Annotated in this window: 23 protein-coding genes and 1 pseudogene; 22 read left to right on the plus strand and 2 right to left on the minus strand. The window is 59.5% G+C overall.

The window, feature by feature from the left end; genetic code table 11:
• The first annotated feature begins 345 nt into the window (after positions 1–345).
• From J2Y56_RS08205 to J2Y56_RS08275, 15 genes are all read left to right on the plus strand, one after another.
• The gene (locus tag J2Y56_RS08205; RefSeq protein ID WP_033048933.1) at positions 346–648 is read left to right on the plus strand and encodes a hypothetical protein; all 303 of its coding nucleotides are present in this window, start codon (positions 346–348) and stop codon (positions 646–648) included.
• A 136-nt stretch (positions 649–784) separates the two neighbouring features.
• Positions 785–1,117: a hypothetical protein gene (locus J2Y56_RS08210; RefSeq protein WP_007944047.1), complete on the plus strand. Its 333-nt coding sequence runs from the start codon at positions 785–787 to the stop codon at positions 1,115–1,117.
• 145 nt (positions 1,118–1,262) lie between these two features.
• Entirely contained in the window at positions 1,263–1,910 is a 648-nt protein-coding gene (locus J2Y56_RS08215) for a TetR family transcriptional regulator C-terminal domain-containing protein (RefSeq protein WP_007944046.1), read from the plus strand.
• Positions 1,911–2,002: 92 nt separating this feature from the next.
• Complete coding sequence (locus J2Y56_RS08220; RefSeq protein ID WP_007944045.1) at positions 2,003–2,719, plus strand: response regulator; 717 nt, start codon at positions 2,003–2,005, stop codon at positions 2,717–2,719.
• A gap of 5 nt (positions 2,720–2,724) precedes the next feature.
• The gene (locus J2Y56_RS08225) at positions 2,725–3,498 is read left to right on the plus strand and encodes an ABC transporter substrate-binding protein (RefSeq protein ID WP_007944044.1); all 774 of its coding nucleotides are present in this window, start codon (positions 2,725–2,727) and stop codon (positions 3,496–3,498) included.
• Entirely contained in the window at positions 3,495–5,756 is a 2,262-nt protein-coding gene (locus tag J2Y56_RS08230; RefSeq protein WP_310349681.1) for an ATP-binding protein, read from the plus strand. Before J2Y56_RS08225 ends, J2Y56_RS08230 begins: the two co-directional genes overlap by 4 nt.
• Before the next feature lie 193 nt (positions 5,757–5,949).
• Positions 5,950–7,362, plus strand: coding sequence for an amino acid permease (locus J2Y56_RS08235; RefSeq protein ID WP_310349682.1), 1,413 nt, complete (start codon positions 5,950–5,952; stop codon positions 7,360–7,362).
• Positions 7,363–7,685: 323 nt separating this feature from the next.
• A complete protein-coding gene (locus tag J2Y56_RS08240) occupies positions 7,686–8,477 on the plus strand; it encodes an enoyl-CoA hydratase-related protein (protein WP_310333998.1) in 792 nt (263 codons plus the stop codon).
• Between the two features lie 41 nt (positions 8,478–8,518).
• Positions 8,519–9,679 carry an acyl-CoA dehydrogenase family protein gene (locus J2Y56_RS08245; protein ID WP_150780921.1) on the plus strand — a complete coding sequence of 387 codons (1,161 nt, stop codon included), beginning with the start codon at positions 8,519–8,521 and terminating at the stop codon, positions 9,677–9,679.
• An 18-nt stretch (positions 9,680–9,697) separates the two neighbouring features.
• A complete protein-coding gene (locus J2Y56_RS08250) occupies positions 9,698–11,797 on the plus strand; it encodes an acetate--CoA ligase family protein (RefSeq protein ID WP_007944038.1) in 2,100 nt (699 codons plus the stop codon).
• A gap of 10 nt (positions 11,798–11,807) precedes the next feature.
• Positions 11,808–13,415: a 5-guanidino-2-oxopentanoate decarboxylase gene (locus J2Y56_RS08255; RefSeq protein WP_310349684.1), complete on the plus strand. Its 1,608-nt coding sequence runs from the start codon at positions 11,808–11,810 to the stop codon at positions 13,413–13,415.
• A 27-nt stretch (positions 13,416–13,442) separates the two neighbouring features.
• Complete coding sequence (locus tag J2Y56_RS08260; protein ID WP_310349685.1) at positions 13,443–14,633, plus strand: aminotransferase class I/II-fold pyridoxal phosphate-dependent enzyme; 1,191 nt, start codon at positions 13,443–13,445, stop codon at positions 14,631–14,633.
• The gene (locus tag J2Y56_RS08265; protein WP_310333989.1) at positions 14,626–16,041 is read left to right on the plus strand and encodes an aldehyde dehydrogenase family protein; all 1,416 of its coding nucleotides are present in this window, start codon (positions 14,626–14,628) and stop codon (positions 16,039–16,041) included. The genes J2Y56_RS08260 and J2Y56_RS08265 overlap by 8 nt, the downstream gene beginning before the upstream one ends.
• Before the next feature lie 67 nt (positions 16,042–16,108).
• Positions 16,109–16,828, plus strand: a complete 720-nt coding sequence (locus J2Y56_RS08270) for an NAD(P)H-dependent oxidoreductase (protein ID WP_310349687.1) — start codon at positions 16,109–16,111, stop codon at positions 16,826–16,828.
• A 160-nt stretch (positions 16,829–16,988) separates the two neighbouring features.
• The gene (locus tag J2Y56_RS08275) at positions 16,989–17,693 is read left to right on the plus strand and encodes a hypothetical protein (protein ID WP_310333985.1); all 705 of its coding nucleotides are present in this window, start codon (positions 16,989–16,991) and stop codon (positions 17,691–17,693) included.
• Positions 17,694–17,751: 58 nt separating this feature from the next.
• Here J2Y56_RS08275 and J2Y56_RS08280 read toward each other — a convergent pair whose 3' ends face one another.
• Positions 17,752–17,943, minus strand: a complete 192-nt coding sequence (locus J2Y56_RS08280; RefSeq protein ID WP_007944032.1) for a DUF1508 domain-containing protein — start codon at positions 17,941–17,943, stop codon at positions 17,752–17,754.
• Positions 17,944–18,167: 224 nt separating this feature from the next.
• Between J2Y56_RS08280 and J2Y56_RS08285 the strand changes: the two genes are divergently transcribed.
• Both J2Y56_RS08285 and J2Y56_RS08290 read left to right on the plus strand, forming a co-directional pair.
• Positions 18,168–19,094: a LysR family transcriptional regulator gene (locus J2Y56_RS08285; protein WP_007944031.1), complete on the plus strand. Its 927-nt coding sequence runs from the start codon at positions 18,168–18,170 to the stop codon at positions 19,092–19,094.
• Between the two features lie 57 nt (positions 19,095–19,151).
• Positions 19,152–19,517, plus strand: a complete 366-nt coding sequence (locus tag J2Y56_RS08290) for a 5-carboxymethyl-2-hydroxymuconate Delta-isomerase (protein WP_007944029.1) — start codon at positions 19,152–19,154, stop codon at positions 19,515–19,517.
• Positions 19,518–19,527: 10 nt separating this feature from the next.
• Here the strand turns inward: J2Y56_RS08290 and J2Y56_RS08295 are convergent.
• A pseudogene (locus J2Y56_RS08295) lies at positions 19,528–19,827 on the minus strand (LysR family transcriptional regulator); the annotation flags it as partial.
• Between the two features lie 403 nt (positions 19,828–20,230).
• On the opposite strand from J2Y56_RS08295, the gene J2Y56_RS08300 reads away from it, so the two are divergent.
• From J2Y56_RS08300 to J2Y56_RS08320, 5 genes are all read left to right on the plus strand, one after another.
• Entirely contained in the window at positions 20,231–21,613 is a 1,383-nt protein-coding gene (locus tag J2Y56_RS08300; protein WP_310349689.1) for a glutamine synthetase family protein, read from the plus strand.
• Between the two features lie 157 nt (positions 21,614–21,770).
• On the plus strand, positions 21,771–23,420 hold the full coding sequence (locus J2Y56_RS08305; protein ID WP_007944026.1) for a phosphoethanolamine transferase: 1,650 nt from the start codon (positions 21,771–21,773) through the stop codon (positions 23,418–23,420).
• 66 nt (positions 23,421–23,486) lie between these two features.
• Positions 23,487–24,149 (plus strand): class I SAM-dependent methyltransferase, encoded by a 663-nt coding sequence (locus J2Y56_RS08310; RefSeq protein ID WP_310333977.1) that lies wholly within the window; start codon positions 23,487–23,489, stop codon positions 24,147–24,149.
• 123 nt (positions 24,150–24,272) lie between these two features.
• A complete protein-coding gene (rnd, locus tag J2Y56_RS08315; protein ID WP_310349693.1) occupies positions 24,273–25,406 on the plus strand; it encodes a ribonuclease D in 1,134 nt (377 codons plus the stop codon).
• Positions 25,403–25,696: a YcgL domain-containing protein gene (locus J2Y56_RS08320; RefSeq protein WP_007898694.1), complete on the plus strand. Its 294-nt coding sequence runs from the start codon at positions 25,403–25,405 to the stop codon at positions 25,694–25,696. The genes rnd and J2Y56_RS08320 overlap by 4 nt, the downstream gene beginning before the upstream one ends.
• Positions 25,697–25,808: the final 112 nt, after the last annotated feature.

Genomic DNA, 25,808 nt, shown 5'->3' on the forward strand with positions numbered 1-25,808 from the left:
GTAAAAATAATGCCTGGAACAGCCTTGAAATGCTGCTGGCTGTAAACTACACCTCGATAGGGTGCCTGAAGCAGCTGGTCTTCCAAAAAAATCAGCCGGGCCACCCACTACGCAGATGAGATGTAGGCCGAAACGGCTCCAGTTTGGTGAGCCTGGATGGTGGTACGATGCAATAAAATGTTAATCGCGGGTCAACCCATCGCGATACTTTTCCGTGCTTCAGCGGCTCGCTCACGATGATGCCTCTAATTACATTCGAAGATACGACAGAACGCTTTAAAAGCTCCAAAGTTATTCATGTGATTGATTGCGAGTCGATTGATCGGGTTTTGAAGAAAGAGCGCTGTGCCCGACGAAAAACTTGGATCTTGTTTCTTGCGGTGCCAGGCACTGCGTAGGCGCCTGGATATCCTCGGTTATTGTTTTTTCTGTAAAAACAAAGAGGTGGTCAATGTGATTTCCACTGAAGAGTTGCAAAAACTAAAGGCGCAAGTTCAGCGTGATCAGCTGTTTGCACTCAAACAGTCTGCCGGCGAAGTCATGAAGCGGGCACGAGTTGCAATAGGTCGGGAGTTAAGTATGCACGCGGTATTACTGCGTAGCATAAGTGATGATTCTGGAAACGTTTGCTTCGAACAGGCCAATTGAAAACGCGTTCATTCGGTCGGTGTCGCTGCCTCTGAGAAAAAAACGAAGGCATCCTCCCGGATTCAAAGAAACAAGGTGTATCCACGTCATTGGCTATCATGCAATACACAGCGAATGATCAGATGACGGAGGATGCATGAACAGATGGCAACAGATTTGGTTGTCTGTGAAGCTTATTGCAGCCGTGGCGGCTTGTGTGACCGTTGCTGTTCAGGCCTTCCTCTACATGATGGACAGCTCTGACGCAGAGCGAATACACCCGTTGAGTATTCTGGTTGTCGGGCTGATCTTCGGCTTCATCACCTTTGGACTCCTCTATTTGCTTGAAAGGGGGGTACGGAGGTTAATCGCCCCGTTTGTCACTGCGAGTCCTGAGTCTCAAGCGGGGCATCAGAACGATGCGCGGCTGGCAGCGGAGCAGCCCCTCATCTTGCCTGCAGAAGATTCTCCTCAGGAGAAACAGGTGTGAGAGTGTGGCTTGCCCGTGATGGCGGCAACTCGGTTCCTGAGGCATGCATCTGACTGGAGACTTGCCACACTCTTGCTGTACAGTCGTTCAGCGCGCGGATTGTCCAGCCGCGTCCCTAATGATTGATCCACGGAGAGTGTCGCGCATGAGTCAGGAAGCCCGTTTTTCCCGCATGGAGCCGGAGTTACGCAAGGCCAATCTGATCGAGGCAACGCTGGTGTGCCTCAAGCGCCACGGTTTCCAGGGCGCCTCGATTCGCAAGATTTCTGCCGAGGCCGGCGTTTCGGTCGGGCTGATCAGTCATCACTATTCCGGTAAGGATGAGCTGGTGGCGGAGGCCTATCGAGCCATTACCGGCCGGGTCATGAGCTTGCTGCGCGACGCCATGGAACACGCGGCACCCAACGCCCGCGAGCGCTTGTCGGCATTCTTTCGGGGTTCGTTTTCCGCCGAATTGCTCGATCCGCAATTGATCGATGCCTGGCTGGCGTTCTGGGGGGCGGTGCGCACGGCGGAGTCGATCAACCTCGCGCACGAACACTCCTATGGCGAGTACCGCGGCATCTTGCGCAAGGTGCTGACTGAACTTGCGCAGGAAGAAAACTGGGAACGTTTCGACGCCGATCTGGCCGCCATCAGCCTCAGCGCCTTGCTCGACGGTTTGTGGCTGGAGTCGGGTCTCAACCCTGGCACTTTCACCCCGGAGCAGGGCATCCAGATTTGTGAAGCCTGGGTCGACGGTTTGCAGGCGGGCGGCCGCCAACGGTTTTGCGTCCTGACGACGGGTTGTTGATCGGTCGTTCAGCTGTCGATACTCTCTGGCGCCAAAGTAACAAAACACTCTAATAAGAAATACGCCTTCGGGCACACGCGGGACACCATGCGATGACTCCTCGGGTATTGATCGTCGATGACGATCCGCTGATTCGCGAATTGCTGCACGCCTACCTGTCCCAGGACGGTTATGAAGTGCATTGCGCCGCCACGGCGGAGCTGGCCGAAACTTTCCTGGCGAGCCAGACGGTCGATCTGGTGATGCTCGATATCCGATTGCCGGGCAAGGACGGCCTGACCCTGACCCGGGAGCTGCGGGTGCGTTCGGAAGTCGGGATCATTCTGATCACCGGGCGCAATGACGAAATCGACCGCATCGTCGGCCTTGAATGCGGCGCCGATGACTATGTGATCAAACCGCTCAACCCGCGCGAGCTGGTGTCCCGGGCGAAAAACCTGATACGCCGGGTTCGTCACGCGCAGGCTCCGCAACCGACGCCGGCCATCGCCAAGGCGGTCAAACAATTCGCCACCTGGGCGCTCGATACGGACCGCCGACGGCTGATCGACCAGACCGGCGGCGAAACCCTGCTGACCCACGGCGAATACCAGTTACTCAGTGTGTTTTTGCGCAACAGCGGTCACACCTTGAGCCGCGATCAACTGATGGACCAGATCCGCAATCGCGAATGGGTGCCCAACGACCGCTCCATCGACGTGCTGGTCGGGCGCTTGCGCCGCAAGTTGCACGACGACCCGGCCGAGCCGCAATTGATCATTACCATTCACGGTGCCGGTTACCTGTTTACCGCCAGCGTGGCGGCCTGAGCCCCATGTTGCGGGTGCTTGGCCTGCTGTGGGCGCTGGCCGCGAACAGCGCGATGGCGGCGCAAACCGTTCGTTACTGCGACTACCCGGTGTACCCGCCAATCTCCTGGAGCGACGGCAATCACGTGCGCGGCCTGGCCCCGAGTGTGGTGAAAAACCTCTTTGGGCAATTGGGCTACGAGGTTGAAGTGGTCGTGCTGGGCAACTGGAAACGCTGCCTGCTCGACGCTGCCGAAGGCCGGGTCGATGTGGTGTTGGCCTATAGCACCGCGCAACGTGAGCAGAGCATGGTGTTTTCAACAGTGCCGGTGTTGCGTGAGGAAGTCGCATTGTTCATCAATCGTCAGCACCCGGTGAAATTCGAGCGGCTGGAGGACCTGGCCAATTACCGTGGCGGGTTGTTGTTCGGTGAAAGTTACGGCGTGGATTTTGACCGATTGGTTGCCCAACACCAGAACATCGAATGGGTCTCGGACAGTCGCCAGAACTTCGGCAAACTGATGCGCGGGCGCATCGATTTCATCACTTCGGAACGGCGTACCGGACAGCTATACGTCGAAAACCTGTCGGGCGCGCAACACATCATCGCGTTGCCCAAGGCCTTGAGCGTGGACTACTTGCGGGTGGCCGTATCGCGCAAGTCGCCGCTGGCCAAGCGCATGCCGGAGATTGATGCGCAACTCAAACGCATGGTCGATAGCGGGGAGGTCGAGCGTTTGCTGAATGAAAGCGAAGTCACCTACCGCGACATGATCAACCTGCCGGCGAACGCCAAATGATTCGCGCCCGGCCCGGTGGACTGTTGCGGCGTCTGCTGCTGTTCATTCTGTTGTTCAGCCTGTGTTTCACCGTGCTGGCGAGTAGCGTGCAGCTGTACTTCGAATACCGCCGCGAAATGCGCGACATCGACTCGCGCATGGAGCTGATTCGCGCCGGTTACCTGGCCAGTCTGGAGCGCAGCCTCTGGGACTTGAACCAGGAACAATTGAATGTGCAGCTGCGTGGTCTGGTGGACTTTTCCGATGTGGCGCGGGTGCACCTGATCAGCCCTGATTTCGATCTGCTGCAAGGCAATCCCGAACCGGTCGGGCCATTGCGCATCGAGCGTTTTGAACTGGATTATCAACCGCCGACCGGGCCTTTGCGGCACTTGGGCCAGTTAGAAGTCAGCACCGATCTGGGCGCGGTGCATCAGCGCCTGTATGCCACCGGGTTGACCAGTCTGCTGTGGATGAGCGTCTTTCTGTGCGGTCTGGCGGTGGCGTTGTCGGGTTTGTTCTACCGTTTGGTTACCCGCCATCTGCAAGTGATGGCCGAGTTTGCCCGGCGCATCGCCGCCGGTGACTGGCACGAGCCTTTGCACCTGGACAAGCGCCGCCACGATCACCAAGACGAAATCGACACCGTGGCCCATGCGCTGGACGATATGCGTCGGGCGATTCTCAGTGACATTGAGCGCCGCGAAACCGATCGGCTGGCCCTGCAAGACAAGCGCGATGAACTGCTCCGGCTGGTCGAACGACGCACCGCCAGCCTGATGCGCGCCAAGGACGAGGCCGAGGCTGCCAACCTCGCCAAGTCACGTTTTCTGGCGACCATGAGCCACGAGTTGCGTACCCCGCTCAACGGTATTCTCGGCATGGCTGAGTTGCTGCGCGGAGCACGTCTGGATGAGCTCGACGGCAAGCGTCTGGATGCGTTGTACAAGGCGGGCGAAGGGCTGCTCTCGATTCTCAACGAGGTGCTGTATTTCGCCCGATTGGAGGAGGGCGTCAGCCATCCGGAACCGGTCGATTTTTCGATCAGGCACCTGCTCGATGAGGTGCTGACCCTGCTGGAACCGCGGGCGCTCAGTAACGATACGACGCTGCACTGCCGAATCGATCCGATGGTCGACGAGCAACACCACGGCGCCGAGCAATTCTTGCGTCAGGTTCTGAGCAACTTGCTGGCCAACGCGATCAAGTTCACCGAAGGCGGCAAGGTTGAGGTCGAGGTGACGCTGCTGGCTCCAGTCCCGGAACACACCAGGCAACGATTGCGCGTGAGCGTGACGGACAACGGTATCGGCATTGCCCCGGCCATGCAGGGCAAGATTTTCGAGCGCTTTACCCAGGCCAGTGAAGAGGTGGCGCAGCGCTTTGGCGGGACCGGGCTCGGGCTGGCGATCAGCAAACATCTGGTCGAGCAATTGGGCGGGCGGATGGGTGTGGAAAGTGAAGTCGGGCACGGCAGTTGTTTCTGGTTCGAACTGACGTTGCAGGCGTCTACCGGTATCACCGCCGAGGTGCTGAGCAGCGAGTCCGTGCAGGCGTTGAAGGTGCTGGTGGTCGAGGATGTGGCGCTGAATCGGGAAGTGGTCAGCGGCTTGTTGCAGCGCGACGGGCATCAGGTCTGGCTCGCCGAAGAAGGCGAGCAGGCGCTGGTGCAATGTGCCGGGCAGACCTTTGATTTGATCCTGCTCGATGTGCACCTGCCGGGCATCAGTGGCGTCGAGTTGTGCAAACTGATCCGCAATAACCCAGGCCCGAACCGCAACACCCGGATCTTCGCCCTGACCGCCAGCGTGCAGCCGGCCTTGATGCGTCGTTATCTGGAGGCCGGGATGGACGGCATTCTCGCCAAGCCTTTGAAGCTCGAAAACCTGCGACAAGCGTTGGCCGGGCAAGTGCCGGTATCTGCGCCGCAGCCTGTTGACGAGGCGATGGACTGGCCGCTGCTGGACACCCATCGCAGCCTGCTGGGTGAACAGAAGCTTCAGGGCTTGTTGGTGGTGTTGCGCGACTCGATCAGTCAGCATCGCGACGCACTCACCGAAGCCATCGAGGCCGATGACTGCACTGAAGTCGCCCACCTGGCGCATCGGCTGGCCGGCAGCAGCGACTCATTGGGCTTTCGCGCGTTGGCCAATGTGCTGCGGGCCTTGGAAGAGGCTGCGATGGCCAGTGATGAGCAGGCGTTGCGGACCTTGGCACCGCAGGTTCATGCGCAACTGCTGCATTCGCAACAGACGCTGACCGAGTTGCTGCACCGCTGACGTACAAGTTTGTTACGACTTTTTACAACTTCGATCTTTACGGTCATCGGGACCTTACAGGGTCTTCCAATAATCGAGGCAACCGCCACCGTGCGGTCTTCGAAGCTTATTGGAGATAATAATAATGAACTGCCGTAAAGCTGATCTTTCCCCGCGCCATGCCGCGCACCTTGCTGATTATTGAGGTGTGGACATGAGCCAATCTACCGAAACCAAAGGCATCCAACTCACTCGAGCCCTGAAAAGCCGGCACATTTTCATGTTGTCCCTGGGCGGCGTGATCGGCACGGGGCTGTTCATGGGCTCTGGCGTGACCATCAATCAGGGCGGGCCGGTGGGCGCGATTCTGGCGTACCTGGTCGCCGGTTTTCTGATGTACCTGGTGATGGTGTGCCTGGGTGAACTGTCCGTGCAAATGCCGGTGTCCGGCTCGTTCCAGACCCACGCGACCAAATTCATCGGACCGGCCACCGGCTTCATGATCGGCTGGGTGTACTGGATGAGTTGGGCGACCACCGTGGGCCTGGAGTTCACGGCGGCGGGCATGTTGATGACGCGCTGGTTCCCGGCGGTGCCGATCTGGTATTGGTCGGCGCTGTTCGTGGTGGTGCTGTTCGGCCTGAATGCATTGGCGACTCGCGCCTTCGGTGAAGCGGAATACTGGTTCTCCGGGATCAAGGTCGCGGCGATTCTTGGCTTCATCGTGGTCGGCGTGCTGGTGATCTTCGGCGCCATCCCGCTGACTAGCGGTGCACCGGCACCGATGATGAGCAACCTGATCGGCGACTCGCTATTCCCCAACGGCCTGTCGGCGGTGTTCGCGGTGATGATGACCGTGGTCTACGCCTTCCAGGGCTGCGAGATCATGGGCGTGGCCGCCGGCGAAACCGATCAGCCGGAAAAAAGCATCCCGCGCGCGGTACGCAATGTGGTGTTTCGCGTGTTGATTTTCTATGTGCTGGCGATTGTGGTGTTGTCGGCAATCGTGCCGTGGCAGCAAGCGGGGTTGATGGAAAGTCCGTTCGTGCAAGTCTTCGATATGGTCGGCATTCCCTATGCCGCTGACTTGATGAACTTCGTGATCCTCACGGCGATTTTGTCGGTGGGCAACTCTGGCCTTTACGCCTCGACGCGCATTCTGTGGGCGATGTCGAAAACCGGCATGGCGCCGAAAAGCCTGTCTACCTTGAGCAAGCGCGGCGTGCCGCTGCGGGCACTGAGCATCACCTTGTGCTTTGCGCTGGTGTCACTGATGACCAGTTTTGTCGCGGCGGACACGCTGTTCATGGTGCTGATGGCGGTGAGCGGTATGTCGGGCACTGTGACCTGGATTGTCATCGCGCTGGCGCAGTACAAATTCCGCAGGGCCTACTTGCGCGATGGCGGAAAACTCAGCGACCTGAAATACCGCGCGCCGTGGTTCCCGCTGCTGCCGCTGACGTGCATTGCGTTGTGCTGCTCGCTGTTTGTGTTTCTGGCGCTGGATGAAACACAACGGCCTTCGTTGTACTGGGGTTTTGGGTTTATCGCGCTGTGCTATGGCGCGTACTTCCTGATTCATCGCAAGCGCGAAGCGGTGCTGGCGCCAAGCCTGCCGACCGTTTAAATCCTTTTGATCGTTCCCACGCTCTGCGTGGGAATACCTCGAGGGACGCTCCGCGTCCAGTGACGCGGAGCGTCACGGGCTGCATGCCCACGCAGAGCGTGGGAACGATCATCAGGTGCGTTGTGGTCAGTTGTTCAAAGTTGTAACAGACCTGCTGCGCCGAAAGCCAAACCAAGAAAATAAACCAATTAAAACAATAACTTGTAAGGATTATTGGGCTGTTACTGCCAATTCCATCACCAATTGCCGCCTTGCTGAACACTCGTTTAGTATGACCTCAAGTCGCATCACCTCAGACCAATCAAAATAATTCGAGGATTCGCATGACTACTCAATCTTCTCTGCTCAGTCAGGTCGAAGCCGGCGTTGCCAGGATCACCCTCAATCGCACCGCCCAGCGCAATGCGCTGGACATTCCGACCCTGAAAAACCTCCACGCCTTGCTGGACAATTTCAACGCCGACCCCGCCGTTCGAGTCGTTGTGCTGACCGGCAGCGGCCGCAGCTTCTGCGCCGGTGCCGACCTTGCAGAATGGGCCGAAGCCGAAGCCCGCGGGGCTCTCGAAACCTACGGCTGGACTGAAACCGCTCACGCCCTGATGTGCCGTTTGTACAGCCTGGACAAACCCACCATCGCCGCCATCAACGGTACCGCCGTCGGCGCCGGGATGGACCTGACGCTGTGCTGCGACCTGCGTATCGCCGGGCAATCGGCGCGCTTCAAGGCCGGTTACACCAGCATGGCCTACTCGCCGGACGCCGGTGCCAGTTGGCATCTGCCACGGCTGATCGGCACCGAGCAAGCCAAGCGCCTGCTGTTCCTCGACGAATTGTGGGGCGCCGATCGTGCCTTGGCCGCCGGCCTGGTCGGCGAAGTCTGCGCCGATGAGCAACTGCTCGACGTCACCGCTGAATTGGCCACCCGTCTGGCTAACGGTCCGACTTTCGCGTTTACCCAGACCAAAAAACTCATGCGCGAAGGCGCCCAGCGCAGCCTGCCGGAGCAACTGCAAGCCGAACTGGCCGCCGGTCTGTTGTGCGGTCGCAGCGAAGACGGCAACGAAGCCCTGCGCGCCTCCATCGAAAAACGCCCGGCCAGTTTTATCGGTCGATAAGCCCCGACACCACATTCAGCACACGAACAACAGGTAGCCCCATGAATTTCCAACTGACCCAAGAACAAGAAATGTTGGTGGACGCGGTACGCAGTTTTGTCGCCAAGGAACTGCTGCCCCATGAGGAAGCGGTCGACCGTGCCGACGAAGTCTCCCCGGAGCTGGCGGCGCAGATTCGCGGCAAGGCCATCGCCGCCGGGTTCTATGCCTTCAACATGCCGGAAGAAGTCGGCGGCGGCGGTCTCGACTACCTGTCCCAGGCGCTGATCGAGCGTGAGCTGTCGAAGGTCTCATGGGCGCTGCATGTGTTCGTCGCACGGCCGTCGAAAATCCTCATGGCCTGCACCGGTGATCAGATCAATGACTACCTGTTGCCGTGCATTCAGGGCGAGAAAATCGACTGCTTCGCGCTGACCGAGCCGGGTGCCGGGTCCGACGCCAACGCGATCAAGACCCGCGCCGTACGTGAGGGTGATAACTTCATTCTGAATGGCAGCAAACACTTCATCAGCCACGCCGGCCACGCCGATTTCGCCATCGTTTTCGCGGTCACCGATACCTACGAACACAACGGCCGCAAGCGCAACGCCGTGACCTCGTTCCTGGTCGACCGCAACACACCGGGCATGACTATCCGCCGTGGTCCCAAGTGCGTAAGCAATCGCGGTTATCACACCTACGAAATGTTCTTCGACGATTGCCGCGTGCCGGCCTCCAAAGTGCTGGGTGAAGTCGGCAAAGGCTGGGACGTGGCCAATGCCTGGCTCACCGCCGGGCGCGTCATGGTCGCCGCCAACTGCGTCGGTCAGGCGCAACGTGCGCTGGATGTGTCGCTGCAATGGGCGGCGGATCGCAAGCAGTTCGGCCAGCCGATCGGCACCTATCAAGGCATCTCGTTCAAGCTCGCCGACATGGTCACGCAGATCCGCGCCGCTGAACTGCTGACCCTGCACACCGCCTGGAAAATGGATCAGGGCACCATGACCGATGGCGAGGCCGGCATGGCCAAACTGTTCGCCAGTGAAGTGCTCGGCAAAGTGGCCGATGAGGCGGTACAGATTTTCGGTGGCATGGGCCTGATGGATGAATGCCCGGTGGAGCGCATCTGGCGTAACGCGCGGATCGAACGTGTCTGGGAAGGCACCTCGGAGATCCAGCGTCACATCATTTCCCGCGAATTGCTGCGGCCGTTGTTGCGCTGATTGGCCCGGAGAATTTCTATGTCGCAGACGATTCGTGACAACCTCAAACGCCTGCTCGCGCCGCGCCATCTGGCGTTTGTCGGAGGCCGCAGCATGGCTCGCGCCCTCAAGCGCTGCGCCGAAGGTGGTTACCTGGGCGAGATGTGGCTGGTCAACCCGCAGCACGACACGCTTGAAGGTGTGCCGTGTGTGCGCAGCATCGCCGAGCTACCGTGCGGCCCGGACGCAGTGTTCATCGCGACCAACCGCGAGCTGACCCTGACCTGCGTCGCCGAGCTCGCGGCCAAGGGCGCCGGTGGGGCGATTTGCTACGCCTCCGGGTTTGCTGAAATCGGCGCCGAAGGCCAGGCCTTGCAGCAACAGTTACTCAATGCGGCCGGCAGCATGGCCTTGCTCGGCCCCAACTGCTACGGCTTGCTCGACTACCTGCACAGCTCCGCGCTGTGGCCGGTCGCCCACGGCGGCAAACCGGTGGAGAAGGGCGTTGCCGTGCTGACCCAGAGCGGTAACTTCGCCTACAACCTGTCGATGAGCGACCGCTCGCTGCCGGTGGCCTACATGGCATCGGTGGGCAATCAAGCGCAACTGGGCATCGCCGAATTGATGGACGTATTGCTCGATGAACCGCGCGTCACCGCTATCGGCTTGCACCTCGAAGGCCTGAAAAATGTGCCGGGTTTCGCCCGCGCCGCGCACAAGGCGCTGGAGAAGGGCATCCCGATCATCGCCCTGAAAACCGGCGTGTCGCAGATCGGTGCCGAACTGGCGCTCAGTCACACCAGTTCGCTGTCCGGCTCCGATGCGCTCTACGACAGCCTGTTTGCACGCCTCGGCGTGATCCGCGTCAGTGGCCCGGTGAGTTTTGTCGAAACCCTGAAAGCGGCAGCGTGCGGCCAGTTGCCGACGGGCAACAGCCTGATCGCGCTGGCCTGTTCCGGTGGTGACGCCGGGTTGATAGCCGACTACGCCGAACGCAATGACTTGAGCCTGCCCAAGCTCGATGAAGACCAAGTCGAAGAACTGGCGCAGGTGCTGCCCACCTACGCCAACCTGGTCAATCCACTGGATTTCACCACGGCGATCTGGGGCGACGGCGAAGCCTTGAACCGCATGCTCGACAGCGCCCTGCGCACGGAAGCCGACGCCGCGATGCTGGTGCTCGACTACCCGTCGGAATCCACCGGCGAACGCAAGGAATGCGACCTGCTGCTGGAACTGTTTTGCGCCGCGCTGGTGCGTCACGGCAAGACTGGTTTCGTCACCTCGGCGTTTCCGGAACTACTGCCAGCCCATGCTCGTGAACGTCTGCATGCGCAAGGCGTGGCGGCATTGCAAGGCGTGGAAGATGGCTTGGCGGCGTGGGGCCGCATTGCCGGTTATCAGCGCAATCGTCAGGCGCTGCTGGCGCTGGGTGAATCGGCGCTGGTGCCGCTGTGTCCGCAAGCGCTGGACGGTGAGGGTCACTTGCTCAACGAGTGGGATTCCAAAACTGCATTGAGTGCCTTCGGACTGCCGACGCCCAACGGCGTTTTGAGTACGCCGGACAAAGCACTGAGTGACGCCAATACTTTGGGTTATCCACTGGTGCTCAAAGCGGTCGACGCGCAACTGCCGCACAAAACCGAAGCCGGTGCCGTGGCGCTGAATCTCAAGGACGCCACCGCCCTGAGCGCAGCTTTGGAAAAAATGCGCGCAAGTATTGCCGACTACGCGCCGCAGGTGCCGTTTGATCAAGTCCTGTTGGAGCCCATGGCTAAACCACCGCTGGCGGAACTGATCGTCGGCATCAAGCGCGAAAATGACTTCGGCCTGGCCCTGGTCATCGGTGCTGGCGGAATTCTGGTGGAGTTGCTCAAGGACAGTCGCAGCCTGCTGCTGCCAACCACCGATGGCGCCATTCGCAAGGCCTTGTTGAGCCTGCGCAGTGCCGCGCTGCTGCAAGGGTTTCGCGGGCGCGAAGCGGCGGACCTGGATTCGCTGGTCGCGGCGATCCGCGCAGTGGCCGATTACGCCTGCGAAAACGCCGGGCAGTTGCTGGAACTCGATGTGAACCCATTGTTGGTCGGTGCCGCCGGCACGACTGCGGTCGATGCGTTGATTCGCCTCGGCCACGAATGAGGAATTGAATATGCAAACCACAACATTGACCGGCGGCCAGGCCCTGGTGCGTCTGCTGGCCAACTACGGCGTCGACACCGTGTTCGGGATTCCCGGCGTGCACACGCTGGAGTTGTATCGCGGCCTGCCCGGCAGCGGCATTCGCCACGTGCTGACCCGTCACGAGCAAGGCGCCAGTTTCATGGCCGATGGCTATGCGCGGGTCAGTGGTAAACCGGGCGTGTGCTTCATCATCACCGGCCCCGGCGTGACCAATGCCGCGACCGGTATCGGCCAGGCCTATGCCGATTCGATTCCGATGCTGGTGATTTCCAGCGTCAACCACACCGCCAGCCTTGGCAAGGGCTGGGGTTGCCTGCACGAAACCCAGGACCAACGCGCGATCACCGCACCGATCACGGCCTTCTCGGCGGTCGCATTAAGTGCCGAAGACCTCCCGGAATTGATCGCCCGAGCCTACGCGGTGTTCGACAGCGAGCGCCCGCGGCCGGTGCACATCTCGGTGCCGCTGGACGTATTGTCCGCAAAAATCACCCGTGACTGGAGCAACGACGTGGTACGTCGTCCCGGTCGCGGTGCCGCGTCGACCACGGCGCTGGAGGAGGCCGTGGCCAAACTGCAAAACGCCCAGCGGCCGATGATCATTGCCGGTGGTGGTGCGTTGAATGCGCAGCAAGCACTGCAAGACATCAGCACCCGACTTGCCGCGCCGCTGTTCACCAGCGTCGCCGGCAAAGGCCTGTTGCCGCCGGATGCACCGCTCAATGCCGGCTCGACCCTGTGTGTGGAACCTGGCTGGAACCTGATCGCCGAGGCCGACGTGGTGCTGGCGGTCGGCACCGAAATGGCTGACACCGATTTCTGGCGCGAGCGCTTGCCGCTGAATGCCGAACTGCTGCGGGTGGACATCGACCCGCGCAAGTTCAACGACTTCTACCCGTGTGCGGTGGCGTTGCACGGCGATGCGCAGCAAACCCTCGCGGCGTTGCTGGAACGTTTGCCGTCCACCGCGCGCGATGCCAGTGTGGCGATCGCAGCCGTCGCCGCATTGCGTGAAGCCGTGAAGGCCAGCCACGGCCCGTTGCAGTCGATTCACCAAGGGATTCTCGACCGTATCGCCGCCGAGTTGCCGGAGGATGCGTTCATCAGCACCGACATGACCCAACTGGCCTACACCGGCAACTACGCCTTCCACAGCCTGGCGCCGCGCAGTTGGTTGCACCCGACTGGTTACGGCACCTTGGGCTACGGTTTGCCGGCGGGCATCGGCGCCAAGTTCGGTGCACCGCAACGGCCGGGTCTGGTGTTGGTTGGCGACGGTGGTTTCCTCTACACCGCGCAGGAATTGGCCACTGCCGTCGAAGAACTCGACAGCCCGCTGGTGGTGCTGCTGTGGAACAACGACGCGCTGGGACAGATTCGCGACGACATGCTCGGGCTCGACATCGAACCGATTGGCGTACTGCCACGCAACCCGGATTTCGCCGCCCTTGGTCGCGCGTTCGGTTGCACCGTGAACCAGCCGCAAAGTCTGGCCGAACTGCAAACCGATCTGCGCCACGGCTTCAAGCGCAACGGCGTGACCCTGATCGAACTCAAGCACGCGTGCGCGCACTGATTTTCATTTTCTGGCAGAGGTATCGCCATGCGCTTTTCCGATCTGACTCAACGTATTGCCGGTGACGGCGCCGCCGCGTGGGACATTCATTACCGCGCCCTCGCGCTGCAAGAACAGGGTGAAGACATTCTGCTGCTGTCAGTGGGCGACCCGGATTTCGACACCCCGGCGCCGATTGTGCAGGCGGCCATCGACAGCCTGTTGTCCGGCCACACCCACTACGCCGACGTGCGTGGCAAACGTGCCTTGCGTGAAAGCATCGCCAAACACTACGGACATCGCAGTGGCCTGCAGGTCTCGGCGGATCAGGTCATTGTGCTGGCCGGCGCGCAATGCGCGTTGTACAGCGTTGCCCAATGTGTGCTCAACCCCGGCGATGAAGTGATCGTCGCCGAGCCGATGTACGTGACCTATGAAGCAGTGTTTGGTGCCTGTGGCGCGGTGGTGGTTCCGGTGCCGGTGCGCCCGGAAAACAGTTTCCGCGTGCTGCCCGAAGACGTCGCTGCCCGCATCACACCGCGCACTCGGGCATTGGCGCTGAACAGCCCGCACAACCCGTCGGGCGCCAGTCTGTCCCGCGCCACCTGGCAAGCATTGGCCGACCTGTGTATCGCCAACGACCTGTGGCTGATTTCCGATGAGGTCTACAGCGAGTTGCTGTTCGAAGGGGAGCACGTCAGTCCGGCGAGTTTGCCGGGCATGGTCGAGCGCACCGCGACGCTCAACAGCCTGTCGAAATCCCACGCCATGACCGGCTGGCGAATCGGCTGGGCGGTCGCGCCACCGGCCCTCGCTGCGCATCTGGAAAACCTCGCGCTATGCATGCTCTATGGCCTGCCGGATTTTGTGCAGGACGCTGCGGTCGTCGCCCTCGAAAACCATTTGCCGGAGCTGGAGGCGATGCGCGAAGCCTACCGTCAGCGCCGCGATCTGGTCTGCGAATGCCTGGCCGATTGCCCAGGTGTGCGGGCCTTGAAACCCGATGGCGGTATGTTCGTGATGGTCGATATCCGCGACACCGGGCTCAGCGCCCAGGCATTTGCCGACCGCTTGCTCGACCGCCATGGCGTGTCGGTGCTGGCCGGTGAAGCTTTCGGACCAAGCGCCGCCGGGCACATTCGCCTTGGGTTGGTATTGGACACGGAGCCGTTGCGCGACGCCTGCCAGCGCATCACCCGTTGTGCCACTGAACTGATGGAAGCCCACGTCTATGCATAACCACACAACGCTGTTTATCGATGGCCGCTGGCAAACGCCGTCAGGGCAGGGCATCGCCGAGGTGATCAACCCTGCCACTGAAGAGGTCGCAGGCACGGTGCCGTTGGGCGATGAACGGGATGTCGACAATGCGGTGGCCGCCGCACGCAAGGCGTTCGGTACATGGTCGCGTACGCCGTCGAGTATACGAGCCGGCTACATCCGTGCCCTCGCTGAGCAGCTGCGCGCACGGGGCGATGAAATGGCGGTAACGATCACCGCTGAACTGGGCATGCCGGTGCAATGGTGCCGATCGGTGCAGGTCGATGGCCCGATCCTCGGGCTGGAGCACTACGTCGAACTCGCCAGCCTGATGGACGAAGTCCGTGAGGTCGGCAACTCGCTGGTGATACGTGAAGCGGTGGGTGTGTGTGCCTTCATCAATCCGTGGAACTACCCGCTGCATCAACTGATCGGCAAACTTGCCCCGGCGCTGGCTGCCGGTTGCACGGTGGTGGTCAAGCCGAGTCAGGAAACTCCGCTGCACGCCTTTTTGCTGGCGCAGATGATCGAGTCCATCGGCTTGCCGGCGGGGGTGTTCAACCTGGTCAGCGGGCCGGGCTCGAAGGTCGGCGAAGCGCTGGCCAAACACCCGGACGTGGACATGGTGTCGTTCACCGGTTCCACCGGCGCCGGGGTTCGCGTGGCGCAAGCCGCTGCGCCTTCGGTGAAGCGTGTATGTCTGGAACTGGGCGGCAAGTCGCCGCTGTTGATTGCCGAAGACGCGGACCTCGCCGCCGCTGTGCGTTACGGCGTGCAGGACGTGATGATCAACTCCGGCCAGACCTGTACCGCGTTGACCCGCATGCTGCTGCCGGCCAGTCGGTACGCCGAAGCGGTGGAACTGGCCATCGCCGAAACCCAGAGCCTGCGCATGGGCGACCCGCTGGACCCGCAGAGTTTCCTCGGGCCAATGTGTTCGGCGGCACAACGACGCACCGTGCGTGATTACATCCAGGTCGGCCAGCAGGAGGGCGCACGACTGGTGTGCGGTGACGACACGGCCGACGCGTTCGAGCGCGGTTTCTACGTCAGCCCGACGCTGTTCGCGGACGTCGACAATCGTATGCGCATCGCCCAGGAAGAAATCTTCGGCCCGGTTCTGTGCCTGATTCCCTACACCGATGAGGCGCAGGCGATCCGGATCGCCAACGATTCGCCGTTCGGTTTGTCCAGCGGTGTCTGGGCCGGTAGCGCAGAACGTGCCTTGCATCTGGGGCGGCAGTTGCGCGCCGGGCAGTGTTTCCTCAATGGTGCGGCGTTTAATTACCAGGCGCCGTTCGGTGGCTACAAACAATCGGGCAATGGCCGGGAGTGGGGCGAGGAAGGGCTCAACGAATTCGTTGAAGTGAAGGCGATTCAGGTGTGATCGCTCAATGAATGCACGTGCGTTATCGTCTTCACATTCAACGCTGGTCAACGTTTAAGGAATTGTCATGAAAGTACTGATCGTCCATGCTCACCCGGAGCCGAAATCCTTTACCGCCGCGTTGCGCGACCAGGCTGTCGCCACCCTCGAAGCCCAAGGGCATGAGGTCCAGGTCAGCGACTTGTACGCGATGAACTGGAACCCGGTGGCTGGCGCCGATGATTTTTCTTCGCGAGAAAATCCGGAGTACCTGGTGTATGCACTGGAGCAACGTCTTGGGGTGAAGAGCCAATCATTGGCACCGGACATCCAGCAGGAACTCGAAAAATTGCTGTGGGCTGACCTGCTGATCCTCAATTTCCCGATTTTCTGGTTTTCGGCACCGGCCATGCTCAAGGGCTGGATCGATCGGGTGCTGGTGTCCGGGATCTGCTATGGCGGCAAACGCTTTTACGACCAGGGTGGATTGAGCGGCAAGAAGGCGCTGGTGACCGTCACCCTGGGCGGGCGTGAGCATATGTTTGGTGATGGCGCGATTCACGGTCCGCTGGAAGACATGCTGCGGCCGATCCTGCGCGGCACGCTGGCGTATGTCGGCTTCGACGTGTTGCAACCGTTCGTGGCCTGGCATGTGCCGTATATCAGTGACGAGGCACGCCAGGAATTTCTGAGGAGCTATCAGCAACGCCTGGAACACATCAGTGATGACCAGCCGTTGCAGTTTCCGCGTTTGGCTCAGTTTGATGAGGCGTTGTATCCGTTAGCCGGTTCGCGCGTGGTTGGCTGAATCCTATGGTCGCAGAGGGGTAGGGTTGAGGAACATCGCGAAATGCCTTCCCCCTCTATGTGAGAGCTCGGCGTGCTAAAAAAACTGGCGGTTTTTGATAGATGGATGGTCTGTGCATTTCTATGCTTCGCTCTTGGTTAACCATTCATATGGAATTCAGATGCTCAGCGTTTGCGCATCCTTCAGTTCAGTTTCCGTTTCACAACCTGCACGTTCAACTTCCACAGTGACCTCCCCCAAAGAAGTAAAACTCTTCGCGGTAGCCGAGCCTTCACGGACCCCATCTGACGACATTACTAAAGCGTTTGATAACTTAAGAGGCGAGCGATATGCCGTCGTACTGGCCGGTTTTTCTGGTTTGGGCTATGAGCATCCAGCAGCGGTCAGGCAAAAAATCACTGAGTTGCTCAATGAGGCCATAAAAAATCATAAAGAAGGCGTGGCTCTGGTCATTGGCGGAACCACTGACGGGATAGGCATGGGTTACGCCGTAGCAAAAGACGACCCTCATTTCTCGGATGTAAAGCTTATTGGTCTGGTTTCCGAGGTGGTAAAAGAACAGTGCCCCCACTCGTTGGCCAAGGAATGTGGCGACAATATTATTTTCGTTCCTGACCCTGATAACACCTGGGAGGTCCTGAACCAGGAAGGCTCTCATTCCTACACGGCTTATGCCGCTGAGAAACACGGCGAATTTAATATCCTGGGTGGTGGTGCTGTCGCGCAGAAGGAAGTTGAATGCGCCAAAAATCAGGGGGTAAGCCCCATGCTTTTCCAGTTTGCTCCAGACTCGGAACAACTTCAAAAAAAGCTGGAACAAGGCAAAACACGCGAAACGTTAATGCCGCTCGACGCTTTTTTTTAACCTGATCGGGCCAAAGCTGTTCCTGATCTCTGAACAGCTTCGGCATTGGCGGTCAGGCTTAGATTTCTTTCACCGGTGTTTCCCCCTCAACACCTTTGATCAACCCGATGGCGTGCAGGCAATCGGTCTTGTTCACATATGACTCGCCGCTGGCGATGGTCTCGTGATTCCCCGCCCTCAGGCGCCAGCGCCATTGTCCTTTGCCGGTGCTCGGGGTGCCTTTGGATTGCCTGTAAATCTCGAAATACATACTGCTCGCTCCATGCGATGGGTAATTGCGACAACCTGTGTGACGCATCGTGGGCAAGCCTAGCGGAGCTGGTTTTTTTGGCCATCAGGCATTTGTTTCCAGGCATTTGAAAATATGTCAGCAGACGCCTGCGGGGCGATGGACTGGCAATAGACGTCCGCTGGACATAGACGCCTCCGTCGGGCCTTTCTACACTGCCTCAAGTATCGGGACCGGGGGCAAGAATGAATCGCAATGAGCTGCGCAAGGCGGACATCAACCTGATGGTGGTGTTCGAAACGTTGATGCTTGAGCGCAACGTGACGCGGGTGGCGGAGAAGCTGTTTCTCGGACAACCGACCATCAGCTCCGCGCTCAACCGCCTGCGGACGATGTTCAACGATCCGCTGTTCATCCGCGTCGGCCACCGCATGGAGCCGACAGCCCGCGCCGAAGAGTTGATTCAATACCTGTCGCCGGCGCTGGATTCGCTGTCGATGGCCTTAAGCCTGACCCACGATTTCGACCCGGCCAGCAGCACCATGACCTTTCGTATCGGGCTGTCGGATGATGTCGAGTTCGGCCTGCTCCCACCGCTGCTGCGCGCCTTGCGCCAGGAAGCGCCGAAGGTGGTGTTTGTGGTTCAGCATGTCGATTACTGGCGCATTCCCGATTTGCTGGCGGCCGGCGACATCACCGTGGGCATCAGCCAGACCCGTGGCCTGCCGGCCAACGCCAAGCGCAAGTTGCTGCGGCACATTATGCCGAGCATCCTGCGCGCCGATGCGTCCGACACACCGCTGACGCTTGATGAATATTGCTCACGCCCTCATGTGTTGGTGTCCCACACCGCGAACGTCAGTGGTTACGCGGATGAGTGGCTGGCGGAGATTGGTCGTACGCGTCAGGTTGTCCTGTCCGTGCCGCAATACAGCTCGTTGCCAGCCTTGCTCGCCGGCACCGATTTGATCGCCAGCCTGCCGGATTACACAGCCGAGGCGATGGCGGCGTCCGGTCAGCTGTTCAAGGAACCGTTCCCGTTCAAGACCCCGACGCTGGACCTGTCGATGGTCTGGCTCAGCCATGTCGATACCGACCCGGCTGAACGCTGGTTGCGTTCGCGTCTGGAAGTGTTCATGAGTGAGCGCTCGCCTTTGCCGCTGCCTCAGTGAGTCAGACGGTGCTGTGTTATATGTAGGAACTCTCTGCCCTCTATCTGGAGCCGCCACATGCCACACCTGCACATGGAATACACCGCCAATCTGCCCGAGTTGCACGCCGACGTGGCATTGATCCGACTCAATAATGCCTTGGTAGCTTCCGGCCAGTTTGCTGCGGAGTCCGACATCAAGGGCCGAGCGCTGAAGGTCGAGACCTTCAAGGTCGGTACCGCGTTGAATGAACGGGCGTTTGTGCATGTGAAGCTGGCAGTGTTGAGCGGTCGCTCACCGCAGATTAAACAGCAGCTGTCGCAAAGCCTGCTGGCAGTGGTGCAGGACCTGTGTGAATGGCCAACGGGCGTCGATGTGCAGCTGTGCGTGGAAATCCTCGATATCGATCGCGAGTCCTACGCCAAGGCCGCCATCAGCGGCTGAATCCAGGTGACGGGATGCTACGTGGGTCGAATGCCGGGGCGCTTGCGTGGCACAGGTTGATGCTTTCAAGGATGTTCAGCACAGGCGTGTACATGGTGCGGGCTTTGTAAGTGGGGCACATGCCGGCTGGGGTTTTGATGAACAGCTCGTCTTCAAAACCGGTCCGCAGCTTTTTCAGGCAGTAACTCACCGTGGACTGGCTGACGCAGAGCGTTTCCGACACGCCGGTGACGCTGCTCTGTTCGTACACGGCGACAAACACCATGAGGTCCTGCATGTCGAGCTTTCTAAGCAAGTTACTGTTCAGCATCCGTTCTGCCCCGCTGTGCTCCTTGCGCTGAAACTGCGCAAACGCGTGCGAAAGATCCTAGCGGAACGATGGTGCCAAGAGAATGCCCTGTAGGAGTTTTCTTTGGGCACTGTATGGAAATGATTGTTTAGCCCATCCGTAACCAAAGTTCTTCAAATCCCGATTTAAAGACTTGATCGCCCGTGTGACGCTGCTGCTCATCTGTTCTCTGCGGTTCTATCCATGGGCGATTGTCCCGTCGTACTTCCCTCCGAGTTGGCCTTTTGGGCGCTGTGGCACTGTCGTCACGCACGCCCACCGGATTCCTGCATTTCCCGTTGATTGCTCTGACAGGTCCCGCGCCCGGCGCTGGATCACTTCGGCGACGCCTGTGCGTTTGCCTGACGCGGAAAAGAGAATTCCCATGAGTTGTGCCACGACATCGTTCGCCTCCCCGCAAGAAGCCCTGACCTTTCTTGAACAGAACCCGGATATTGAAATGTTCGAGCTGTTCATCCTCGACAACAACGGCGTGCCCCGGGGCAAGTTATTGCATCGCGATGAACTGCTGGCGGTGTACAACAGTGGACGACCGTTGCCGAGCACCATTCTGGGCCTGACCATTAATGGCGATGACGTGGAAAACTCCGGATTGGTCTGGGACGTTGGCGATATTGACTGCCGCGCCTACCCAATCAGTGGCAGTTTGACGCGCATGCCGTGGCGGTTGATTCCGACGGCGGCGGTGCAAGTCAGCATGCACCCGAAAGAAGGCATGCCGGCGACTGTCGCCGACCCTCGGCACTTGTTGGCGAAAGTGATCGAGGGCTTGCAGGCCGACGGGTATTACCCGGTCATGGCGGCGGAGTTGGAGTTTTATCTGCTGGATCAGCAGCGCGACAGCCAGGGGCGACCGCAACCGGCACGGGATGTCGATGGTGGACGGCCGCGCACGACGCAAGTCTACGGTCTGCGTGAACTGGAACAGATCGAGCCGTTTCTGGCCGATCTCTACAGTGCCTGCAAGTTGCAGGGGATTCCGGCACGTACCGCGATTTCCGAATATGCGCCGGGCCAAGTGGAAATCACCCTCGAACACCGCACCGATGCCCTACAGGCGATGGACGAAGCGGTGCGCTACAAACGGCTGGTGAAGGGCGTGGCACACAAGCACGGGATGACGGCCTGCTTCATGGCCAAACCCTTCGACGACCTGGCGGGCACCGGGATGCACATGCACGTCAGCCTGGCGGACAAGGCGGGCAACAACCTGTTCGCTAGCGAAGCGCCAGACGGGATGCCGCTGCTCAGGCAAGCCGTCGCAGGGATGCTCAGCACCTTGCTTGATTCGTTGCTGTTGTTCTGCCCGAATGCCAACTCTTACCGTCGATTCCAGACCAACAGCTACGCCCCCCTGGCGGCGACCTGGGGTGTGGATAACCGCACGGTGAGCTTGCGCGTGCCAGGCGGGCCGGCGTTCTCCCGGCACATCGAACACCGAATTTGCGGCGCCGACGCCAACCCGTACCTGGCCGCTGCAGCAATCCTGGCCGGTATCCATCGCGGTATTCGCGAACAACTCGACCCGGGTGCGCCGGTGGAAGGCAATGGATACGCCCAGGCCACGGAGTTGCTACCGACCGATTGGCTGACCACGTTGCGCGCGCTCGAAGGTTCGACCTGGGCGCGTGAAGCATTCGGCGCTCCCTTCCTTGGCGTCTACCTGGCGGTGAAGCGCGCTGAATACCGACAGTTCATGGGCGAGGTGGGTGAACAGGATTGGCGCTGGTACCTGAATCAGGCCTGAATCATTCTCAAATAGTTTTAACCTTATATAAGCCAACTAATCGTTGGCTTCTTTTTCACAAAAAATTGATGGTTGGGTGCCTAGCATTAGTGTTGTCGCGGTCAATGAAATTTTCACATTTGTCGCAGGCAATTCTTTTCAGGAACAGCCGATCACCATGTTTAAGATTAAAACCGTGCGTCCGGAATGGGTGACACTGATTGCCAGCGCCTTTTTGTTAACAGCCTTCAACTTTGTGCTGTGGAAACACCTGTTTGAGATCACCGCATCCGACGGAAAAGGCATCGTCATACGCGTAGCATTCGGGGCGATGATTCTGGCGGCTTTCAATATTTTTCTGACCTTTGTGGCCTTCAAACGTGTGTTGAAGCCGGTCCTGATACTGATTTTCATGATCAGCGCCAGTGTGGCCTACTTCATGAGTCAATACGGTGCGCTGATTGACACCGGCATGTTACGTAACTTTGCGCAAACCAATGCGACGGAAGTTCGGGACTTACTGTCGATAAAGTTGTTGGCCTATATTCTGTTTTTGGGTGTTTTACCGTCGTGGTTATTGTGGAAAACACCAATCAGTTATCGTCGGTGGCATCGTGAGTTATTAAGCAAGGTGTTGGTGAGTGTTGCCTCGGTCGCTGTCATTGGTGGTGTTGCACTGATTAACTATCAGGGCTTGTCCTCCTTGTTTCGTAATCATCACGAGTTGCGCATGATGGTCGTGCCGAGCAACTACATCGGCGCTTCGGCCGGCTATTTGCGTGAACAAGTGGTTTCCGCCCGTCAGCCGTTTGTCAAAATCGGCGAGGACGCCCGGAAAAACCCGGTCTGGCAAGCCCATGGCCGTAAATCCCTGACGGTATTGGTGGTGGGCGAAAGCGCCCGGGCGGAGAACTTTGGCATCCTGGGGTACGACCGCGACACTACCCCGAAGCTGGATAAAGAAGCCGGCCTTATAGCGTTCACCGATGTGCATTCATGCGGCACGGAAACCGCCGTGTCCGTGCCGTGCATGTTCTCCAACATGGGCCGCAAGGACTACAACGCGAGCACGGCGAAGAATGAAGAGGGCCTGCTGGATGTGCTCAAGCGTGCCGGTCTGGACGTGATCTGGCGTGACAACCAGTCGGGCTGCAAAGGCACGTGCGACCGCGTCACCCTAGAAGACGTGAGCAACTTGAAAGACCCGATCCTGTGCGCCAACAGCGAATGCCGCGATGAAATCCTGCTGCAAGGTTTGCAGCACTTTATCGACTCACTCGACAAGGACACCGTGCTGGTCCTGCATCAAATGGGTAGCCATGGCCCTGAATACTTCAAGCGCTACCCGAAAGAATTCGAACGGTTCACGCCGGTTTGTGAAAGTAACGGACTGAATAATTGCAGTCGCGAAAGTATCGTTAATGGCTACGACAACACACTGGTGTATACCGACCATGTGCTGTCGACCCTGATCGATCTGTTACGCAAGAACCAGGAAAAAGTGGACACCGCGATGCTGTACCTGTCCGACCACGGCGAGTCGCTGGGTGAATACAACCTGTTCCTGCATGGCACGCCTTACATGCTGGCGCCAGAACAACAGAAGCACGTGGCGATGCTGGCATGGTTCTCCGACAGCTATCAGAAGTCGTTCTCGGTAGACACCCACTGCCTGCAACTGACCCGCGACAAGCCATTGAGCCAGGACAACCTGTTCCATTCGATGCTGGGGCTGCTGGAAGTCAGCAGCAAGGTCTACAACCAGGACCTGGATATGTTCGCCGGGTGTCGCGGTGCTGTCATCGATGGCGTGTTGGCCAAAGATTGAAAGCTTCAACCTTTTTACGCAACGGCCGCTAGCCCGCGGCGGATTCACCACCTAGAGTCATTGCACATGTCTGCGCACCCCACATCCGCCATCGAGCTTGAGTTCGCCCGGCGCTACGACCAGGAACACGCCCGCGTCTGTCGTCAGCCGCAACCGCATAACCTGACGGGGCGTCTAACGTTCTGGCGCAAGGAAAACCTGGTGCGCAATGCACTCAAGGAGGCCGGCGAACCGGGGTTGATCCTTGACGTTGCTTGCGGCGCCGGGCGCTTCTGGCCGGTGCTGGCCGAGCACGCCAACCGCGTGATCCTCGCGTCGGACCCGTCTCAGGACATGCTCAACCATGCGCAGACTCACCATCCACAGAGTCTGCTCAAGCGAATCAAGACTTTTCAAAGTTCAGCCTTCACCCTTGGATTGTCCCCCAGCGCCGTGGACTGCATTTTTTGCATGCAGCTGTTTCAACACATCAACTGCCCCGAGCATCGATTGGCCATGCTTCAGGAGTTCCACCGGGTCAGTCGCGATACCGTGATTGTGGCGGTACGAGTCGACGGATATTTCAAGCTGCGCCCCGTAAAGACGCAGGCCACTCATGTGACTTCGCCGGTCAGCAAGGGCGAGATTGAAGCGGAATTCAGGCAGGCCGGTTTCCGCGTACTGAGCCATCAGGATTTCCTGCCGACCTGTACCTGGATGCGGGTCTATGTGCTGAGTAAGACCAGTTAGTCTCCGCTTATCAGACATTTCTTGCTGTTGGGTAGGTCTTTTCGCTAAAGCTCTTGTGCAGTGGATGCGCGGAAATCGCCGGCGGCGATATATACTGCGCGCCATTCTTCAAGGGAGAGCCGTGTGGCCATCGATATTCACTGGATTCGCGACAACGATAGCCTCGGTCAGTTTTGCGCCGAGTGGCAGCAGTTGCCATTCGTTGCCCTCGACACCGAATTCATGCGGGTCGACACCTTTTACCCGATCGCCGGCCTGCTGCAGATCGGCGATGGCGTACGCGCTTACCTGATAGACCCGCTGACCATCGACAACTGGCAACCCTTGGCCGCGTTGCTGGAAAACCCGGCCGTGGTCAAAGTCGTCCACGCGTGCAGCGAAGACCTTGAGGTCCTGTTGCGCCTGACCGGCAGCCTGCCGGCGCCGCTGTTCGACACACAACTGGCCGCCGCTTACCTGAACCTGGGTTTCTCCATGGGCTACTCGCGATTGGTGCAAGAGGTGCTTGGCATCGACTTGCCCAAAGGCGAAACCCGTTCCGACTGGCTGCAACGTCCGCTTTCCGACACGCAAATCAGCTACGCCGCTGAAGATGCTGTGCATCTGGCGGAAGTTTTCGTACAGCTTCGCCCGAAGCTTTCTGACGACAAGTACGCCTGGGTCCTGGAAGACGGCGCCGAACTGGTGGCCAACCTGCGCCGCGAGGTCGACCCGTACGAGGTCTACCGCGAAGCCAAACTGGCCTGGAAGCTGTCCCGTGCCCAACTCGCCGTGTTGCGCGAGCTGTGCGCCTGGCGTGAACGCGAAGCCCGTGCCCGTGATCTGCCGCGCAATCGCATCGTTCGTGAGCATTCCCTGTGGCCGCTGGCGCGGACTCAGCCGGACAACCTTGGCGCGCTGGCGAAAATCGAAGACATGCACCCGCGTACCGTGCGTCAGGACGGTGAGTTTCTGCTTGATCTGATCAAACGCTCTGGCAGTGTATCGCCCGATCAATGGCCACCCGCCGTGCCGGAGCCATTGCCAGTGGATGCGGCCGCGCTGGTCAAACAGTTGCGCGCCATTGGCCAGGCCGAAGCCGAGCGCTTGAACATCGCGCCGGAACTGATGCTGCGCAAGAAAACCCTGGAAGCGCTGCTCAAGAGCGGCTTCCCCAATGGTCCTTACCAATTGCCTGATTCGTTGCGTGGCTGGCGCCGCGAATTGATGGGCCAGGCGCTGCTCGACAGCCTGGCCACCGCCGGAGAACAGCCTTGAAACGTATTTGCTCGATCTACCGAAGCCTGAAGAAAAACGAGATGTACCTCTATGTGCTCAAAAGCGATGCACTGGAGCGTGTTCCGGAATCTTTGATGGCAGCTTTCGGCAAACCGCACCACGCGTTCGATCTGGTGCTGACCCCCGAGCGCAAGCTGTCGCGCGAGGACATCACCGTGGTCCTGGAAAACCTTGAAAAACAGGGTTACCACCTGCAAATGCCGCCGGCCGAAGACGAGTACATCGAACACTTGCCGGAAGAATTGCTGCGCCGCAACGATCCGATGTGAACCGCAGACAGGCTCTGCCCGGAGTCTGTGTGAAACACTGGAATGATTTTTCGCGATGGCCGTGACGAGAGAGTGATGCTCCGTGCGCGGCCGTCTGCACGGTTTTTGAAAG

It is taken from the genome of Pseudomonas sp. BE134, from assembly GCF_031456105.1.
In the GTDB taxonomy this organism is placed as follows: domain Bacteria; phylum Pseudomonadota; class Gammaproteobacteria; order Pseudomonadales; family Pseudomonadaceae; genus Aquipseudomonas.

What these genes read in the sequence shown, in the direction of transcription:
- J2Y56_RS08210 (WP_007944047.1), top strand. Translation starts at nt 785, where the DNA reads ATGAACAGATGGCAACAGATTTGGTTGTCTGTGAAGCTTATTGCAGCC.
- J2Y56_RS08215 (WP_007944046.1), top strand. Translation starts at nt 1,263, where the DNA reads ATGAGTCAGGAAGCCCGTTTTTCCCGCATGGAGCCGGAGTTACGCAAG.
- J2Y56_RS08220 (WP_007944045.1), top strand. Translation starts at nt 2,003, where the DNA reads ATGACTCCTCGGGTATTGATCGTCGATGACGATCCGCTGATTCGCGAA.
- J2Y56_RS08225 (WP_007944044.1), top strand. Translation starts at nt 2,725, where the DNA reads ATGTTGCGGGTGCTTGGCCTGCTGTGGGCGCTGGCCGCGAACAGCGCG.
- J2Y56_RS08230 (WP_310349681.1), top strand. Translation starts at nt 3,495, where the DNA reads ATGATTCGCGCCCGGCCCGGTGGACTGTTGCGGCGTCTGCTGCTGTTC.
- J2Y56_RS08235 (WP_310349682.1), top strand. Translation starts at nt 5,950, where the DNA reads ATGAGCCAATCTACCGAAACCAAAGGCATCCAACTCACTCGAGCCCTG.
- J2Y56_RS08240 (WP_310333998.1), top strand. Translation starts at nt 7,686, where the DNA reads ATGACTACTCAATCTTCTCTGCTCAGTCAGGTCGAAGCCGGCGTTGCC.
- J2Y56_RS08245 (WP_150780921.1), top strand. Translation starts at nt 8,519, where the DNA reads ATGAATTTCCAACTGACCCAAGAACAAGAAATGTTGGTGGACGCGGTA.
- J2Y56_RS08250 (WP_007944038.1), top strand. Translation starts at nt 9,698, where the DNA reads ATGTCGCAGACGATTCGTGACAACCTCAAACGCCTGCTCGCGCCGCGC.
- J2Y56_RS08255 (WP_310349684.1), top strand. Translation starts at nt 11,808, where the DNA reads ATGCAAACCACAACATTGACCGGCGGCCAGGCCCTGGTGCGTCTGCTG.
- J2Y56_RS08260 (WP_310349685.1), top strand. Translation starts at nt 13,443, where the DNA reads ATGCGCTTTTCCGATCTGACTCAACGTATTGCCGGTGACGGCGCCGCC.
- J2Y56_RS08265 (WP_310333989.1), top strand. Translation starts at nt 14,626, where the DNA reads ATGCATAACCACACAACGCTGTTTATCGATGGCCGCTGGCAAACGCCG.
- J2Y56_RS08270 (WP_310349687.1), top strand. Translation starts at nt 16,109, where the DNA reads ATGAAAGTACTGATCGTCCATGCTCACCCGGAGCCGAAATCCTTTACC.
- J2Y56_RS08275 (WP_310333985.1), top strand. Translation starts at nt 16,989, where the DNA reads ATGCTCAGCGTTTGCGCATCCTTCAGTTCAGTTTCCGTTTCACAACCT.
- J2Y56_RS08280 (WP_007944032.1), bottom strand. Translation starts at nt 17,943, where the DNA reads ATGTATTTCGAGATTTACAGGCAATCCAAAGGCACCCCGAGCACCGGC.
- J2Y56_RS08285 (WP_007944031.1), top strand. Translation starts at nt 18,168, where the DNA reads ATGAATCGCAATGAGCTGCGCAAGGCGGACATCAACCTGATGGTGGTG.
- J2Y56_RS08290 (WP_007944029.1), top strand. Translation starts at nt 19,152, where the DNA reads ATGCCACACCTGCACATGGAATACACCGCCAATCTGCCCGAGTTGCAC.
- J2Y56_RS08300 (WP_310349689.1), top strand. Translation starts at nt 20,231, where the DNA reads ATGAGTTGTGCCACGACATCGTTCGCCTCCCCGCAAGAAGCCCTGACC.
- J2Y56_RS08305 (WP_007944026.1), top strand. Translation starts at nt 21,771, where the DNA reads ATGTTTAAGATTAAAACCGTGCGTCCGGAATGGGTGACACTGATTGCC.
- J2Y56_RS08310 (WP_310333977.1), top strand. Translation starts at nt 23,487, where the DNA reads ATGTCTGCGCACCCCACATCCGCCATCGAGCTTGAGTTCGCCCGGCGC.